Here is a 15937-nt window from a genome sequence, read left to right on the forward strand (position 1 = left end):
CAGAGCGAGGGTTTCAGTTCGGGCTCAGCGCCTTCACCGCCAGGATGCTGCCCGGCATCGAGTACAGGGCGCGCTCGGTGGTGCTGCCGATCAAGCGGCCAAAACCGGTGCGGTGCACGGTGCCCATGACCACCACGTCCACCAGGTACTCGTCGACGAACTGGGCGATGCCCGGCACCGGCGGCCCCATGATGAAATGGCGAAACTCCTGGGGCACGTTGTGTTCATCGCCCAGGCGCTCGAACTCCTTGTGCAGGGAGTCGCGCAACTCGTCCAGGCAGTTGACGCTCCAAGCGGTGGACGCCACCGGCGCGACGCCGTCGAGCATCGGCATCAGGTCGTAGGCATACAGCAGGTGCAATTGCGCATCGCATTGCAGGGCCAGGGCGTTGGCGGTCTGGATGATCAGGCCGTTGAGGCCGCTGATCTGGGTGTCGGACTGGGCCGGGTCGACGGCGGCGACGATGCGCCGGGGCAGTTTGTGCGGGGCGTCGTTGACCAGATGCACCGGCACCGGGGCTTCACGCAGCAGGTGGCAATCCAGGGGGGTGACGAAAACGCGCTTGAGGGCCGATTCCAGGGTCACGTCCTTGATCAGCAGGTCAGGCTGGAATTCGTTGATGTAGGCCAGCATGTCCTTGAGCACCTGGGTGCTCCAGATCACCTGGGTGGTGACTTCCACGCCCTGCTCGCGCATCCATTCGGCTTCCACCTGCAGCCAGCGCTCATGGCGTTGCAGGTAGGCCTGGCGTTCACTTTCTTCCAGGTGCTCTTCCCACAGGTAGGTACGCGCCGGTGGTTCGACGAACACCAGGGCATGCAAGGCCGCTCCGCTGGCCTTGGCCAGGGCGGCAGCGCGACGCGCCGCGGGAGACTGATGCTGTTGGGGATCGGCAATCAGCAACAGACGCTGGTACTGGCTCATGGTTGACCTCCTTGGACGTTGATGGGCCTGAGTGTCTAGGCAGACGGCCCCGGGCGCCTTGATATGCATCAAGGCCACCCGGTGCTCGGATCATGGCGTCACGGCAATCTTCATCACCCCGTCACGCTGGCTGGCGAACAGTTCGTAGGCGGCTTCGATGTCATCGAGCTTGAAGCGGTGGGTAACCAGGGGCTTGAGGTCCACCTGGCCACTGGCGACCACCTCCATCAGCCGGCGCATGCGCTCCTTGCCGCCGGGGCACAGGGTACTGAGGATGCTCAGGTCGCCGAGGCCGGCGGCGTAGGCATCCAGCGGGATGCGCAGGTCGGAGGAATAGACCCCCAGGCTCGACAGCTTGCCCCCCGGGCGCAGCACCCGCAGCGCCGACTCGAAGGTGCCCTGGGTGCCCAGGGCCTCGATCGACACATCGACCCCGCGGCCGTCGGTGAGCTCCATGATCTGCTTCACCACGTCGCCCTGCTTGAAGTCCACCACGTGGGTCGCTCCCAACCCGCGCGCCACGCTCATGCGCGCGGCCACGGTGTCGACGCCGATGATGGTGGTGGCGCCCTTGAGCCGGGCCCCGGCCACCGCGCACAGGCCGATGGGCCCCAGGGCAAACACCGCGACGCTGTCGCCGATGTTGACTTCGGCGCGCTCGGCGCCGGAGAAGCCGGTGGACATGATGTCCGGGCACATCAGTACTTCTTCGTCACTCAGACCGTCGGGAATCGGGCACAGGTTGGCCAGGGCGTCCGGCACTCGCACGTACTCGGCCTGGCAGCCGTCGATGGTGTTGCCGAACTTCCAGCCGCCCGTGGCGCGAAAGCCATGGCGGGTGTCGGGCCCATCCTGGGAGCCGCAGCCACAGAGGCAGGCGTAGCTCTGGCCGCTGGGGGTGATGGCCCCGGCGATCACCCGCTGGCCCTCATGAAAACCGCGGACCTGGGAGCCGAGGCGCTCGATCACGCCCACCGGTTCGTGGCCGATGGTCAGGCCCTTGGCCACCGGGTATTCGCCGCGCAGGATGTGCACGTCGGTGCCGCAGATCGTCGTGGTGGTGATGCGCACCAGGGCGTCCAGCGGACCGATTTCGGGGATGTCCTTGTCTTCCAGGACGATGCGGTTCTTTTCCACGAATACCGCAGCTTTCATCTTGGCCATGTTGCCGATCTCCATTTCCGGGAAGGGGCTGCGCCGTTGCACAGATCTGCCAACAGGCTGCGCGGATGCGCCTGGCAACGGCTTGATCATGGTCAAACAATGGACCCTTCAGGGACGGTGCGGCGACCGCGTGTCGCAAACCCGGCTTTCATGTGCGGTGGCGCGCCCCCAGGCACAGCAACAAGGCCGCCGCGCCGCACAGGCAAAGGCTCGGGCCCAGGGCCTGCCCCCAACCCACCAGCAGCAGGCCGGCGCCGATCAGCAGGTAATAGAACAAACCGAACCAGGCCCCGGCGCTGCCCAGCCGGTCGCTGTAGGCCGCCAGGGCCGAGCCGAGAATGTTCGGGATCGCCAGGCCAAAGCCCAGCACCACCCCGAGCATCGGCAGCACCAACCACAGGCTGTGCTGCAAGGCCAAGACCCCGCCACCTCCGGCCAACACCGCCAGGGCTGCCAATACCAGTAGCCGCTCGCTGCACCAGCCCCGGCCCAACAGCCGGCGATTGAGCCAGGCGCCCAGGCCGGAGCCCAGGGCCAGCAACGCGCCGCTGTAACCGAACCATTGCGCGCCCTGCCCCAGGCTACGGAACACAAAGGGCCCGAGGCTGTAATAGCTGAGCAAGGCCAGGTTGAACACCGCTACCAGCAGCGCCGAGCGCCAGATCGCGGGGTCCCGCAGCATCTGCCACAAGGTGCCGGCCAGGGGCGCCAGAGGCTGCGCAGGCGGACGGGTTTCCGGCAAGGCCCGGGCGCACCAGCCGAACAACGCCAGGGCCAGCACCAGCAACCCCGTCAGTGCGCCCTGATAGCCAAAAGCGCGGCTCAGGGCCGCTCCCGCGAACAGGCCGATAGCGGGACTGGCCGCCAGCACCATGCCCATCAGCGAGAACACCCGGATCAGTTCGCGGCCCTGGAACAGATCCCGCAGCAGGGTCTGGGTCACCACCGAACCGGCAGCCACGCCCAGGGCCGCCAGGCCCTGGCACAGCAACAGCTGGGCAAAGCTGCGGGCCTGCAACTCCAGGACCAGCGCCAGGGCATACAGCGCCAGCCCGCCAAGCAAGGCCGGGCGCCGCCCCCAGCGATCGCTCAGGCGTCCCCAGAGCACCACCCCCGGCGCGAACCCCAGGATAAACACCGACAGGCTCTGGGCCGCCTGCTGCGCCGGGACGCCAAAGGCCCGACCGATATCGGTCAGGGCCGGGCTGAAGAGGGTCTGGGCGATCTGCGGGAACATCAGCAGGGCCATGGCCAGGGGCAACAGGGAACGGGGATTCATCAGGTGGGTGCTCGGCAAAAAAAACATGCCGGCGATTCTAGGCAGGCGCGGCTGGCGTATTATCGCAATCCGGCCAACAAACAGTGGAAATCGGACAAAGATGGCATGGCTCGATCCCCAGGCACGCTTCGACCCGGACCCCTTCAGCGCACCGGTGATCGGCGTTGCCGCCACCCTCGGCGATCATGACTCCGGCCTGCACCGGCATCGTCGCGGGCAACTGCTGTACACCCGCCAGGGCTGCACCCGAATCACCCTCGCCGACCGCCTGTGCCTGCTGCCCCCCTCGCGGGCGGCCTGGATTCCCGGTGGGGTGCAGCACCGGGCGCAAATGCAACAGAGCGTGGATTACCGCTCGCTGTATTTCAGTGTCGAACTCAGTCCGCGCCTGCCGGCGGACGTGGCGGTGATCGATGTCAGTCCCCTGCTGCGCGCCGTGCTGGAACCCATGGCCCTGGCGGCGTTCGATTGCGACTGGAGCCAGGGCCGCTACCCGCACCTGCTGGGCCTGTGCCTGGAGGAAATCGGCGCTGCGCTGCATCAGCCGCTGTCCTTGCCGCTGCCCCGGGACAAGCGCCTGCAGCCGCTGCTGGAAGACCTGCAGCGCCTGCCACCGGAGCTAAAGGTGCTGGCCACCCGGGTCGGCGCCAGCAGCCGCACCATCGGCCGCATCTTTCAGCGCGAGACCGGCCTGGGTTACCAGCAATGGCGCCAGCAATGGCGGCTGATGCGCGCCATCGAGTTGCTGGCCACCGGCCGCAGCATCGGCTACACGGCCTTCGAACTGGGCTTTGCCAGTGACAGCATCTTTATCGCCTTCTTCAAGGCCATGACCGGCACCACGCCCCGGGCCTACTTCAAATGAGAAACCGTGACGGGGCACCTCAGGTGCGGCTGCGCAACCACTGCAGAAAGCCCTTCTTGGCCACAGGCTTGGGCGGCGACTGGGCCAGGCTCTGGGCAATGTGCTGGCGGAAGTCCAGCAGGGTCTTCATGGCGTCGCCGATGTCGTGACGGGCATCCAGGCAGGGTTTGAGGAACTCGTTGTCGATGCGGTACAGGCTGCAGAAGGTCTTGGCTGAAAACTCCGCGATCGTGGCCTGCTCGGCCACCACGCCCGCCTCGCCGATCACTTCACCCGGGCCCATGCGCCCGGCTTCAAAGGGCTTGCCGTCACGCTGCATGGTCACCGACACCACGCCGGACTCGATGATGAACAGGTGATCGCTGACCGCCCCCGCCGGCAGGATGGTTTCGCCGGCACGGAAGGTCTGCAACTGCATGTTCTGGCTGAAGGTGTCCTTCTCTTCCTGGCGCAGGGTGGAAAAGATACTGGAGGCGTCCAGCAGCGCCCGAGGTCGGGACAGCGCCGGGTTCTGCACCGGCTCGTCACTGGACAGCAGGCTGATGCCGCTGGCCTGCAAATGACGGAATGCCAGGTCGAACAGCTGGTTTCGCACTTCGCGCTTCTGCCCCATGGTGGCGACGAAGCCGCTGATCTCGTATTCCGCGCCGCTGCTGCCGGAGCTTTTCAGGGCCACGCTGGGGGCCGGGGTGCCGAGCAGGAAACGGCAGCCGAGCATGGCCCGCTCCAGGGCCTCGATGACCTTCTGCGGGCGAGCGTGGGGGCTGACCTGCACGCTGATGGATAAACCATAGATATCGCTGGGGCGGCTGAAGTTGGTGATCTTGGCCTTGGACGCCAGGGAGTTGGGGATCACCACCATGCTGCCCTGGGAGGTCTGCAGCCGGGTCGCCCGCCAATCGATGTCCACTACCCGGCCTTCGGTGCCGTCGATGGCGATCCAGTCATCGATCTGGTAGGGCTTGGTGGTATTGAGGACCAGGCCGGAAAACAGGTCGCTGAGGGTGCTTTGCAGGGCCAGGCCGACGATGATTGCCAGCGCCCCGGAGGTGGCCAGTACGCCCTTGACCGGCAGGTCCAGCACGTAGGCCAGGGCGGCGATGATGGCGATCAGGAAGATCACCGCGCCCATCAAGTCCTGCAACAGCCGCCCGGTGTGACCGACCCGCTGCATCATCAGGGTGCCCAGCAACACCGTCAGGGTCCGGGCGCCGAACAGCCACCAGCCGATCTGCAAACCGGTGGCCGCCAGGTGCAACGGCACATCGTCCGGCCAGGGCGCCGTCTGCATGGGGCTCAGGCCCTGGTTGAACAGCATCAGGCTGTACAGGCAAAAGATCAGCACCCGCACCGCCAGCTTCCAGCGATCGCCCTGGGTACCGATCAGGTGCCACAGGGCAAGGTCCAGCAGCAACAGCGTCATCGCGGCCAACAGCAGGTGATCGGCGAATGGGGCAAGCATCGAGCAACTCCAGCAGGACAATGGCGGCAAGATCGCACGAAAGGTACAGGAGCAGGTATAGCCGGAAAGGCCCAGGGCGCGGAGCGCGGAGCCCGCCGCCAGCGCCAGACTGTGCCGCGCATGGCCAACACACAACCGACGGTGAGGGCATGCACGCCCTCACCGCCGGTTAGTTTTCGCAGGCTCCGGCGCTGGGCGGCCATCCGCCGCGCCAGGAGCTTATTTGCCCTGGGTCAGGGTGTTGTAGCTGGTCATCAGGTTGCGGTAGTCCGGGATGTGGTTGGAGAACAGGGTCGCCAGGCCTTCCACGTCGTTGCGCCAGTCGCGATGCAGCTCGCAGGCCAGGCCAAACCAGGTCATCAATTGCGCGCCAGCGTTGGACATGCGGTTCCAGGCCGAGTCGCGGGTCAGTGCATTGAAGGTGCCGGAGGCATCGGTGACCACAAAGACTTCAAAGCCTTCTTCCAGGGCCGAGAGCGCCGGGAACGCCACGCAGACTTCGGTGACCACCCCAGCAATGATCAGTTGTTTCTTGCCGGTGGCCTTGATCGCCTTGACGAAGTCTTCGTTGTCCCAGGCGTTGATCTGGCCGGGACGGGCAATGTACGGCGCGTCGGGAAACAGTGCCTTGAGCTCCGGCACCAGCGGGCCGTTGGGGCCGGTTTCGAAACTGGTGGTGAGGATGGTCGGCAGCTTGAAGTACTTGGCCAGGTCGGCCAGGGCCAGCACGTTGTTCTTGAAGCGATCAGGCTCGATATCGCGGACCAGCGACAGCAGGCCGGCCTGGTGATCAACCAGCAGAACAGCGGCATTTTCCTTGTCGAGACGTTTGTAGGCGTTAGTCATGGTGAGTCCTCGTTAATGATCGATGCCGGATAACCCGGCTGGGGTTAAACCCATGGTCGCGCCTGCTGCGTGAGGGCGGACATTGGGGGGTAGCGCGCGACTCGCAGAGCCTAGTCGGCCAAGCGCGCCGCGCCAGCGCTGCCGGTCAGTGACCGGTAGCGTCCATCTGGCCGAAGCGTCCCGATTGAAAATCGACGAAGGCCTGATGAATCTCCTCTTCGCTGTTCATCACGAACGGGCCGTGACCGACGATGGGTTCGTCGATGGGCTCGCCGCTGAGCAACAGCACAATCGCGTCGCTGTCGGCTTGCAGGCTGATCAGGTCGCCCTCGCGTTCCAACAGTGCCAACTGTCCTTGCGCGACCCGCTCCTGGCCATTGACCTGCAGCGTGCCACGCAGCACTACCAAAGCGGTGTTGCGCCCCGGGTGCAGGGGCAGCTCCAGGTGTTTGCCGGCCAGCAGGCGCATGTCCCAGACGTCAATGGGGGTGAAGGTCCGCGCCGGGCCGCGCTGGCCGGCGAACTCACCAGCGATCAGGCGCAGGCTGCCGGCATGGCCGGGCAGCGGGAGCTGCGCAATATCCGCCGCGACGAGGGTCTGGTAACCGGGGGCTGCGAGCTTGTCCTTCGCCGGCAGGTTGACCCACAGCTGGACCATTTCCAGATTGCCGCCACGCCGGGCGAAATCGGCGGAGTGGAACTCCTCGTGGAGAATCCCCGAAGCGGCGGTCATCCACTGCACGTCGCCCGGACCGATCTTGCCGCCGCTGCCGGTGGAATCACGGTGTTCCACTTCGCCGTCGTAGACGATGGTCACTGTCTCGAAGCCGCGATGGGGATGTTCACCGACCCCACGGCGGGTGCTGGTGGGGCTGAACTGGGCGGGGCCGGCGTGATCCAGCAGCAGGAACGGGCTGATGTGCTGACCCAGGTTGTCGTAGGAAAACAGGGTGCGGACCGGGAAGCCGTCACCGACCCAATGAGGCCGGGGGCTGGTGTAGATGCCGATGATGTTTTTCATGTCGCCCTCCAGAACTATCTGATGGACACACCTTAAAACTCACACCTTTGCCGCGCTAGACTGCAAAAATCGCCCTTAGCGTTCTATTTGGAGAACGATCTTGGAAGACCTGAACACCCTCTACTACTTCACCCAAGTGGTGGAGCACCGAGGATTCGCCGCCGCCGGGCGCGCCCTGGACATGCCCAAGTCCAAGCTCAGCCGACGGATTGCCCAGCTGGAGGAGCGCCTCGGCGTGCGCCTGATCCAGCGCACCAGCCGCCACTGTTCGCTGACCGAGATCGGCCAGGAGTATTACCAGCGCTGCCTGGCCATGCGGGTGGAAGCCGAGGGTGCGGCGGAAGTCATCGAACGCAATCGCTCCGAACCTCAAGGCCTGGTGCGCGTGGCCTGCCCCACGGCCCTGCTCAACTCCTGGGTCGGGCCGATGCTCACCCGTTTCATGCTCAAGTACCCCCTGGTCGAGCTGTTCATCGAAAGCACCAACCGCCGGGTCGACCTGATCCACGAGGGCTTCGACATTGCCCTGCGGGTGCGCTTCCCGCCCCTGGAAAACACCGATCTGGTGATGAAGGTACTGGGCAACAGCACCCAGAGCCTGGTGGGCCATCCGGACTTTCTCCAGCGCCTGTCGAGCCCGGCCACACCGGCGGATCTCAGTGGCCTGCCGAGCCTGCACTGGGGAGCGGCGCAACGCGAATACCAATGGCAGTTGCTGGGGCCTGACGGCGCCGAAGCCTTGATCCGCCATCGGCCGCGGATGGTCACCGACGACTTGCTGGCCCTGCGCCATGCGGTACTGGCGGGCGTCGGCATCGCCCATCTGCCCAAGGTGGTGGTCCGCGAGGACCTGGACGCCGGGCGCCTGCTGGAACTGGTGCCCGGCTGGGCGCCGCGCTGCGGGATCGTCCACGCCATCTTCCCGTCACGCCGCGGTCTGCTGCCTTCGGTACGCAGCCTGATCGACTTTCTCGGCGAGGAGTTCAGCCACAGCGACATGGCCTGAACCCGGCCTCGCCTGCTCAGCGACGCCTTGCCCGAAGCGCAACGTAAAACGGCATCCCCTGGGGATGCCGTTTTGCATAGAGCGCGGTTCAATCAATTGGCACTGACGCGCCAGCCGCCGTGCTGCAGTTCCGGCAGCCACTGAATGCCTGATCTGGCGCCCCTGAACACTGGGGGATCGATCTGCAGCATCAAGCGGCGGATCACCTCGCTGTCGGGCAACTGGGCGCGGCTGGCCTGGATCCGGTGCCGCAGGCTGCTGGGGATGGGCGGAAAGCGCTGGCTGTCATAGATCAAGGCGTGACCGAGCTGAGGGTTGTCCAGGCAGAAGTCCAGCAGATCGAAACCGCTGTGGATGGCCAGGCTGCCGTTGATGATCAGCAGGTCGAACGGATCGCAGGCGTACTCCACCAGCGAAAGCAGCTCCTCCAGCGTGTGCACGGGGGCAATGCGGTAATAACTCAGTTGATTCAAGGTTCGTTCGATCTGCATCCGATGAAAATGTTGATCATCGGCAATCAGTATGCGCAGCGCTCTATTGGACATTTCTGGATCCTGCTTTTGAGACTACGACCGGCGGCTGCCGGCCTTTCCTCCTAGGTCGGTAGAAGGCTAGGGAAGTGCCTGTAGGTTTTCTCTAGGAGTATTCTGAAAACCATGTCCAGCGTGCTCTTGCCGTAGTTTTTTTCGGACAAGTCAGCTAGTGCACAAGCCCAACCGCTAGCTCTTTCTAAGTCGCTGACTACCTTAATCGCCGCCCGTTTTTTTTAGCAGAGGGGTAGGAGACTGAAAGGTCTTGTTGTTTTGTAAGGCTTTTCCCAGAACCCACTACAGGTCTCTGAGAACAGCAAAAGACAACAGGCTAGCCATCATCGAGCCCCTATCACTCGGTGGTGCTCGGGCTCCAGAATGCCTGCTGCACCAGGGCCGAAGTGGACAGCCGCGCCACCAGCGCATCCAGTTCTTCACCGTCCACCGAGGTGCTGGCCAGAGTCGCCTCGATTTCCACTTCATCGTTGCCAAAAGCATGCACATCGACATCGCTGGCCGGGTAATTGCTGCGCGTCAGCTCGGCTTCCAGCAAGGCGAACACGGCCTTCTGGTTCGAACGCTGGGCAATGACGTAGACGATGTTGGTGACCTCGGCGGAGATCACGTCCAGTGGCTGGCGGTTGATGTTGTTGACGATGGGCCGCAACAGGGTATTGGCGGCCAGCACGAACAGGGTGCCCAGCAGGGCTTCGAGAACCAGATCGGCACCGGCACAGGCGCCCACCGCCGCCGAAGCCCAAAGGGTGGCGGCGGTGTTCAGCCCGCGGACGTTGCCCTCCTCGCGCATGATCACCCCGGCGCCGAGAAAGCCGATGCCCGACACCACGTAGGCCACCACCCGCACCGCGCCGTCGGCACCGCCCAGGCGGTTGGCCATGTCGACGAAAATCGCCGCGCCCACCGCCACCAGCACGTTGGTGCGCAAGCCCGCGGTGCGCTGCCGGTACTGGCGTTCAAAGCCGATCAGGCCACCAAGGATAAAAGCCGCGCTGAGGCTGACCAGGGTATCGATCAGCGAGTCCAGGTTGATGTTGTGCAGGGCCTGCATGGCGAAAATCCTCTTGGCGACTAGCGGCAAGCTACAAGCAGCAAGTTACAAGCAGTACGCCGCAAACCCGAAACTTGCCGCGGGCCACCACGACGCGGCAAGAGGAATCGAAAAGTTCTCAAGCCAAGGTTCAGGAACGCCTTCGCCGGCAAGCCGGCTCCTGCAAAAAACACCCGGGATAACCCCGAACGGCAGGAGCCGGCTTGCCGGCGAAGAGCTCTGCAAGAATGCCTTGGCGCCCGTCCGCGCAGGCCACGCAAGAGCGGCCGTGGCGCCCCTCAGCTGGCGGTGGCCAGCAGCAGGTCGCGGACCGAGCGGCTGTGACCGCGGGTCTTGCCATGTTCGTACAGCGAATCGGCAATCTCCTGGGCACGAATCGGCAGCACCGACAGCAAGGTGTCGCTTAGGCCATGGCTGGCCTGGCTGAAGCCCTGCATGTAAATACCGGCCTTGCAGCGTTCGTCGGTGATCACCCGATAGTTGCGGTCCACTTCGAAGTCGCCCAGGTATTCCTGCAGAGGCGCCAGCAACTGCCGATGCATCTGGCGCTCATAACCGGTGGCCAGCACTACCGCGTCGTAGTGTTCAGTGGTGCAGGCGCCGGTGGCATTGTTGCGCAGCACCAACTCGATGCCTTGATCGGTAGCCACGGCTTTTTCCACCAGGGTCAGGGTGCGGAATGCGTGACGGGCGATCCCCGAGACTTTCTGGCGATAGAAGATCCCGTAGATGCGTTCGATCAGGTCGATGTCCACCACCGAATAGTTGGTGTTGTGGTACTCGTTGACCAGGCGCTCACGTTCACTGCTGGCTTGCTGGAACACCAGGTCGGTGAACTCGGGCGAGAACACTTCGTTGACAAAGGGACTGTCGTCGGCTGGCTTGAGTGCCGAGCCACGGATCATCATGTCCACCTGCACCGACGGGAAACTGTCATTCAGATCAATGAAGGCCTCCGCCGCACTCTGACCGCCACCAATGATGGCGATTTTCATCTTCTTGCCGGCGACACAAGGTTGTTCAGCCATGCGCTCCAGGTACTGAGAATGGTGGAACACCCGAGGGTCGCCCTTGAGCGCCTTGAAGGTCTCGGGAATCCGCGGTGTTCCACCGGCGCTGACCACCACCGAGCGAGTGCTGCGGATGAACTCTTCCCCCTGGGCATTGCGCGAGATGACCCGCAGCGCCTCGACGTGCTGGTTGTGCAGCAGCGGCTCGATGGCCAGAACCTCCTCGCCGTAGCGGCTCTGGTCCTTGAATTGAGCGGCGACCCAGCGCAGATAGTCGTTGAACTCCATGCGGCACGGATAAAAGGTCCCGAGGTTGATGAAGTCCACCAGGCGTCCATGGTGCTTGAGGTAGTTGACGAACGAGTAAGGGCTGGTGGGGTTGCGCAGGGTGACCAGGTCCTTGAGGAAGGAAATCTGCAGTTCACTCTGGGTCACCAGGGTATTGCCGTGCCAGCGATAATCGGCCTGTTTGTCGAGAAACAGCACGTCCAGAGGACCCTGAACCTGGCCGCGCTCCTCCAGCGCAATGGCCAGCGCCAGGTTCGAGGGACCAAAACCGATACCAATCAAATCGTGAACGATGGCCGATGCCATTGCCTGTGTCATGTCCAGTGTCCTCTGGAGAAGCCCCTCAACGCGGGGAATTACGCCGGTGACCTGGCCGGCCCCTGAGGGCCAACAGGTCGTCTGTTGAGTAGGAACGAGGACGATGAAAAAAAATTTAACCCACTGCCCCGGCGGTCCGGCAAACAAAAGTCAGCCGCCACTACACCAGGCTCAGTGCCGCCAGCGTGCGCCGCTGGTCACTGAGCTTCCCACTGACGCAGGCGCACCCGGCAATGCTTCATGGCATTGACGATGTGTTTTTCCACCAGGCTGCGGGAAATGCCCAGATGCTCGGCAATCTGCACATGGGACAGACCTTCAAGCTTGCGCAGCAGAAAACTCTCGCGGCACAGCCGGGGCAGTTCCGCCAGGGCTCGCTGGAGCATCTCCAGGCGCTGCCCCTGATCCAGGCTCGCCTGCGGTGACGGACTGAAGCAGTGCTCTTGCTGGTCGAGTGCTTCCAGGGGTTCGGATTGACGCAGCTGGTTACGCCGATGGTCGTCGATCACCAGATTCAGCGCCGTGCGATAAAGGAAGGCCCGCGGCTGCTCGATGGGAGGAGCGCTGGGGCGCTCCAGCACCCGCACAAAGGCGTCATGGGCAACGTCCTCGGCGACCTGGCGGTTGCCAAGCCTGGCGTTGAGGAAGCCCATCAGCTCGCGGTAGTAACTTTCCAACATGACTCCCGACCCAGGTGGGTGATTTCTGTCCTTGAACAAGATCCGTGGCAAGGGGACTGATCCAGTCATTCAATGATGGCAGTTTAGGAGCGACGTAATTTATAGTAATTCTCATATAGATTTAAAGTACTGCTGCTGCGATACGCTGATATTTCGTGTTCAAGCAGCTGTAACCCCATGTGTCGGGAGTTAAATTCCCCCACGCGCTTCTCGTTTACCTGACAGCTCCCCGTATCTGCCGCCCCGACGGCAGCGCCCGGCCTTGCCTCATGAAGCAGCAACGGCTGGATGACGGGCCGATTTCCCCTGGCCGGAACCCTGCATGAAACGTCCCCGACATACCCGACGCGCCCTGCTTGCAGCACTCTGCTTGATTCCCGTTGTAGCCATCACTGCCTGGACCTTCATTCCCCCTGGACGCGATCAGTTCGCGACGGTGCAAGTCAGCCGTGGCGATATCGAAAGCAGCGTCACCGCCCTGGGCACCCTGCAGCCCCGACGCTATGTCGACGTCGGCGCCCAGGCCTCCGGGCAGATCCGCAAGATCCACGTCGAGGCCGGCGACACCGTCAAGGAAGGACAATTGCTGGTGGAGATCGACCCCGCCACCCAGCAGGCCAAGCTCGACGCCAGCCGTTTCGCCATCGAGAACCTGCAGGCCCAGTTGCAGGAGCAGTACGCCCAGAACCAGCTGGCCCGGCAGAAATACCAGCGCCAGCAGAACCTGGCGGCCGGCGGCGCCACTCGCGAAGAGGACGTACAGACCGCACAGGCCGAACTCAAGGCCACCCAGGCACGCATCGACATGTACAAGGCGCAGATCCGCCAGGCCCAGGCCAGTTTGCGCAGCGACCAGGCGGAGCTGGGCTATACGCGCATCTACGCCCCCATGTCCGGCACCGTGGTGGCGGTGGATGCCCGCGAAGGCCAGACCCTCAACGCCCAGCAGCAGACGCCGCTGATCCTGCGCATCGCCAAACTCTCGCCCATGACCGTCTGGGCCGAAGTCTCGGAAGCCGATATCGGCCACGTCAAACCCGGCATGCAGGCCTACTTCACCACCCTGAGCGGTGGCAACCGGCGCTGGACCAGCACCGTGCGGCAGATCCTGCCCATTCCGCCCAAGCCGCTGAACGAAACCAGCCAGGGCAGCGGCAGCCCCACCAGCACCAGCAAGAGCGGCAGCGGCCGGGTAGTGCTCTACACCGTGCTGCTGGACGTGGACAACGCCGACAACGCGCTGATGGCGGAAATGACCACCCAGGTGTTTTTCGTCGCCAACCAGGCAAAAAATGTCCTCACCGCCCCCATCGCCGCCCTGCAGGGCAGTACTGAGCCGGACCTGCAGATTGCCCGGGTGGTGGCCAAGAACGGTTCGATCGACGAGCGCAAGGTCCGGGTCGGTATCAGTGACCGCCTGCGCATCCAGATCCTCGACGGCTTGAACGAAGGTGATCACCTGCTGATCGGCCCGGCCAACAGCAGCGAGGGTTGAATGCAGACTCCGCTGATCGACCTCAGAGACATCCGCAAATCCTATGGCGGCGGCGACAGCCCGCAAGTCGATGTCCTGCGCGGCATCGACCTGTCGATCCACGCTGGGGAATTCGTCGCCATCGTCGGCGCCTCGGGCTCCGGCAAGTCGACCCTGATGAACATCCTCGGCTGCCTGGACCGTCCGACGTCCGGCGAGTACCTGTTTGCCGGAGAGAACGTCGCCCAGCTCGACAGCGACGAACTGGCCTGGCTGCGCCGCGAAGCCTTTGGCTTCGTGTTCCAGGGCTACCACCTGATTCCCTCGGCCTCGGCCCAGGAAAACGTCGAGATGCCGGCCATCTACGCCGGCACCCCGACCGCCGAACGCCACGCCCGCGCCGCCGCCCTGCTGGAGCGCCTGGGCCTGGCCAGTCGCAGCGGTAACCGCCCGCATCAACTGTCCGGCGGTCAGCAGCAACGGGTGTCCATCGCCCGCGCCCTGATGAACGGCGGCCACATCATCCTCGCCGACGAACCCACCGGCGCCCTGGACAGCCACAGCGGCGCCGAAGTCATGGCCCTGCTGGACGAACTGGCCAGCCAGGGCCACGTGGTGATCCTCATCACCCATGACCGTGAAGTGGCGGCCCGAGCCAAGCGCATCATTGAGATCCGCGACGGCGAAATCATCAGCGACACTGCCCACCACGACCCGTCGGTGCAACTGAGCGCCAACGCCGGCGCCCTGCAAGCAGTGGACCTGCGCCAGCGCCTGGCCGACGGCAGCGAAGCCACCGGCGCCTGGAAAGGCGAGCTGCTGGAAGCGGTGCAGGCCGCCTGGCGGGTGATGTGGATCAACCGCTTCCGCACCGCCCTGACCCTGCTGGGGATCGTCATCGGCGTCGCTTCGGTGGTGGTGATGCTGGCCGTGGGCGAAGGCAGCAAACGCCAGGTGATGGCACAGATGGGCGCCTTCGGCTCGAACATCCTTTACCTCAGCGGACACGCGCCCAACCCGCGCGCACCGCAAGGCGTCATCAGCCTCGACGACGTCGCCGCCGTGGCCACCCTGCCCCAGGTCAAGCGCATCATGCCGGTCAATGGATCGGAAGCCGTGGTGCGTTTCGGCAATGCCGATCACATGAGCTACGTAGGGGGCAACGACACCAACTTCCCGCACATTTTCAACTGGCCGGTGGTCGAAGGCAGCTACTTCACCGAGGCCGACGAACGAGCCGGCGCCGCGGTCGCGGTGATCGGCAAGAAGGTCCGGGAAAAACTGCTCAAGGACGTTGCCAACCCCATCGGCCAGTACATCCTGATCGAAAACGCCCCCTTCCAGGTGGTCGGCGTACTGATGGGCAAAGGCGCCAGCTCCGGCGACCAGGACAGCGACGATCGCATCGCCGTGCCCTACTCCGCCGCCAGCACCCGCCTGTTCGGCAGTCGCAATCCGGAGTACGTGGCCATCGCCGCGGCGGACGCCAGCAAGGTCAAGGAAGCCGAGCAAGCCATCGACCAACTGATGCTGCGCCTGCACAACGGCAAGCGCGACTATGAGCTGACCAACAACGCGGCGATGATCCAGGCCGAGGCCCGCACCCAGAACACCCTGTCCCTGATGCTCGGCGCCATTGCCGCGATCTCGCTGCTGGTGGGCGGTATCGGGGTGATGAACATCATGCTCATGACCGTGCGCGAACGCACCCGGGAGATCGGCATCCGCATGGCCACCGGCGCTCGCCAGCGCGACATCCTGCGCCAGTTCCTCACCGAAGCGGTGATGCTCTCGGTGGTCGGCGGCCTGACCGGCATCGCCCTGGCACTGCTGATCGGTGGCGTACTGATCCTCAGTGAAGTGGCGATCGCCTTCTCCCTGGTCGCCGTCCTCGGCGCCTTCGGCTGCGCCCTGGTCACCGGCGTCATCTTCGGCTTCATGCCGGCCCGCAAAGCTGCCCGGCTCGACCCGGTCACGGCCCTTACCAGTGAATGATCGAT

General features: G+C 64.4%; 14 protein-coding genes. 4 read left to right on the forward strand and 10 right to left on the reverse strand.

Annotation, left to right across the window (positions count from 1 at the left end; genetic code table 11):
• Positions 1-13 precede the first annotated feature (13 nt).
• The 3 genes from KHO49_RS19960 to KHO49_RS19970 all read right to left on the reverse strand — a co-directional run bounded on the left by KHO49_RS19960 (position 14) and on the right by KHO49_RS19970 (position 3368).
• The gene (locus KHO49_RS19960; RefSeq protein WP_102880161.1) at positions 14-925 is read right to left on the reverse strand and encodes a universal stress protein; all 912 of its coding nucleotides are present in this window, start codon (positions 923-925) and stop codon (positions 14-16) included.
• 90 nt (positions 926-1015) lie between these two features.
• Complete coding sequence (locus KHO49_RS19965) at positions 1016-2089, reverse strand: NAD(P)-dependent alcohol dehydrogenase (RefSeq protein ID WP_102861803.1); 1074 nt, start codon at positions 2087-2089, stop codon at positions 1016-1018.
• 148 nt (positions 2090-2237) lie between these two features.
• Entirely contained in the window at positions 2238-3368 is a 1131-nt protein-coding gene (locus tag KHO49_RS19970; protein ID WP_213665699.1) for an MFS transporter, read from the reverse strand.
• 100 nt (positions 3369-3468) lie between these two features.
• Between KHO49_RS19970 and KHO49_RS19975 the strand changes: the two genes are divergently transcribed.
• Positions 3469-4233, forward strand: a complete 765-nt coding sequence (locus KHO49_RS19975) for an AraC family transcriptional regulator (protein ID WP_213665700.1) — start codon at positions 3469-3471, stop codon at positions 4231-4233.
• Positions 4234-4252: 19 nt separating this feature from the next.
• Here KHO49_RS19975 and KHO49_RS19980 read toward each other — a convergent pair whose 3' ends face one another.
• From KHO49_RS19980 to KHO49_RS19990, 3 genes are all read right to left on the reverse strand, one after another.
• Positions 4253-5695 carry a mechanosensitive ion channel family protein gene (locus KHO49_RS19980; protein ID WP_102880159.1) on the reverse strand — a complete coding sequence of 481 codons (1443 nt, stop codon included), beginning with the start codon at positions 5693-5695 and terminating at the stop codon, positions 4253-4255.
• Between the two features lie 219 nt (positions 5696-5914).
• The gene (ycaC, locus tag KHO49_RS19985; RefSeq protein ID WP_060840265.1) at positions 5915-6541 is read right to left on the reverse strand and encodes an isochorismate family cysteine hydrolase YcaC; all 627 of its coding nucleotides are present in this window, start codon (positions 6539-6541) and stop codon (positions 5915-5917) included.
• Between the two features lie 145 nt (positions 6542-6686).
• Entirely contained in the window at positions 6687-7562 is an 876-nt protein-coding gene (locus KHO49_RS19990) for a pirin family protein (RefSeq protein WP_102880158.1), read from the reverse strand.
• 97 nt (positions 7563-7659) lie between these two features.
• Between KHO49_RS19990 and KHO49_RS19995 the strand changes: the two genes are divergently transcribed.
• Positions 7660-8568: a LysR family transcriptional regulator gene (locus KHO49_RS19995; protein ID WP_102880157.1), complete on the forward strand. Its 909-nt coding sequence runs from the start codon at positions 7660-7662 to the stop codon at positions 8566-8568.
• Between the two features lie 92 nt (positions 8569-8660).
• Here KHO49_RS19995 and KHO49_RS20000 read toward each other — a convergent pair whose 3' ends face one another.
• From KHO49_RS20000 to KHO49_RS20015, 4 genes are all read right to left on the reverse strand, one after another.
• Entirely contained in the window at positions 8661-9113 is a 453-nt protein-coding gene (locus tag KHO49_RS20000) for an ANTAR domain-containing protein (protein ID WP_213665701.1), read from the reverse strand.
• Between the two features lie 337 nt (positions 9114-9450).
• A complete protein-coding gene (locus KHO49_RS20005) occupies positions 9451-10167 on the reverse strand; it encodes an MgtC/SapB family protein (protein ID WP_102880155.1) in 717 nt (238 codons plus the stop codon).
• Positions 10168-10445: 278 nt separating this feature from the next.
• Entirely contained in the window at positions 10446-11783 is a 1338-nt protein-coding gene (locus tag KHO49_RS20010; RefSeq protein ID WP_102880154.1) for a lysine N(6)-hydroxylase/L-ornithine N(5)-oxygenase family protein, read from the reverse strand.
• Between the two features lie 197 nt (positions 11784-11980).
• Entirely contained in the window at positions 11981-12463 is a 483-nt protein-coding gene (locus KHO49_RS20015; protein ID WP_102880153.1) for a sigma-70 family RNA polymerase sigma factor, read from the reverse strand.
• Between the two features lie 322 nt (positions 12464-12785).
• On the opposite strand from KHO49_RS20015, the gene KHO49_RS20020 reads away from it, so the two are divergent.
• Positions 12786-13958: an efflux RND transporter periplasmic adaptor subunit gene (locus tag KHO49_RS20020; RefSeq protein WP_102880152.1), complete on the forward strand. Its 1173-nt coding sequence runs from the start codon at positions 12786-12788 to the stop codon at positions 13956-13958.
• Positions 13959-15932, forward strand: a complete 1974-nt coding sequence (locus tag KHO49_RS20025) for a MacB family efflux pump subunit (protein ID WP_170004334.1) — start codon at positions 13959-13961, stop codon at positions 15930-15932.
• Positions 15933-15937: the final 5 nt, after the last annotated feature.

The organism is Pseudomonas sp. RC4D1, assembly GCF_018390395.1.
GTDB classification, from domain to species: Bacteria; Pseudomonadota; Gammaproteobacteria; order Pseudomonadales; family Pseudomonadaceae; genus Aquipseudomonas; species Aquipseudomonas danubii.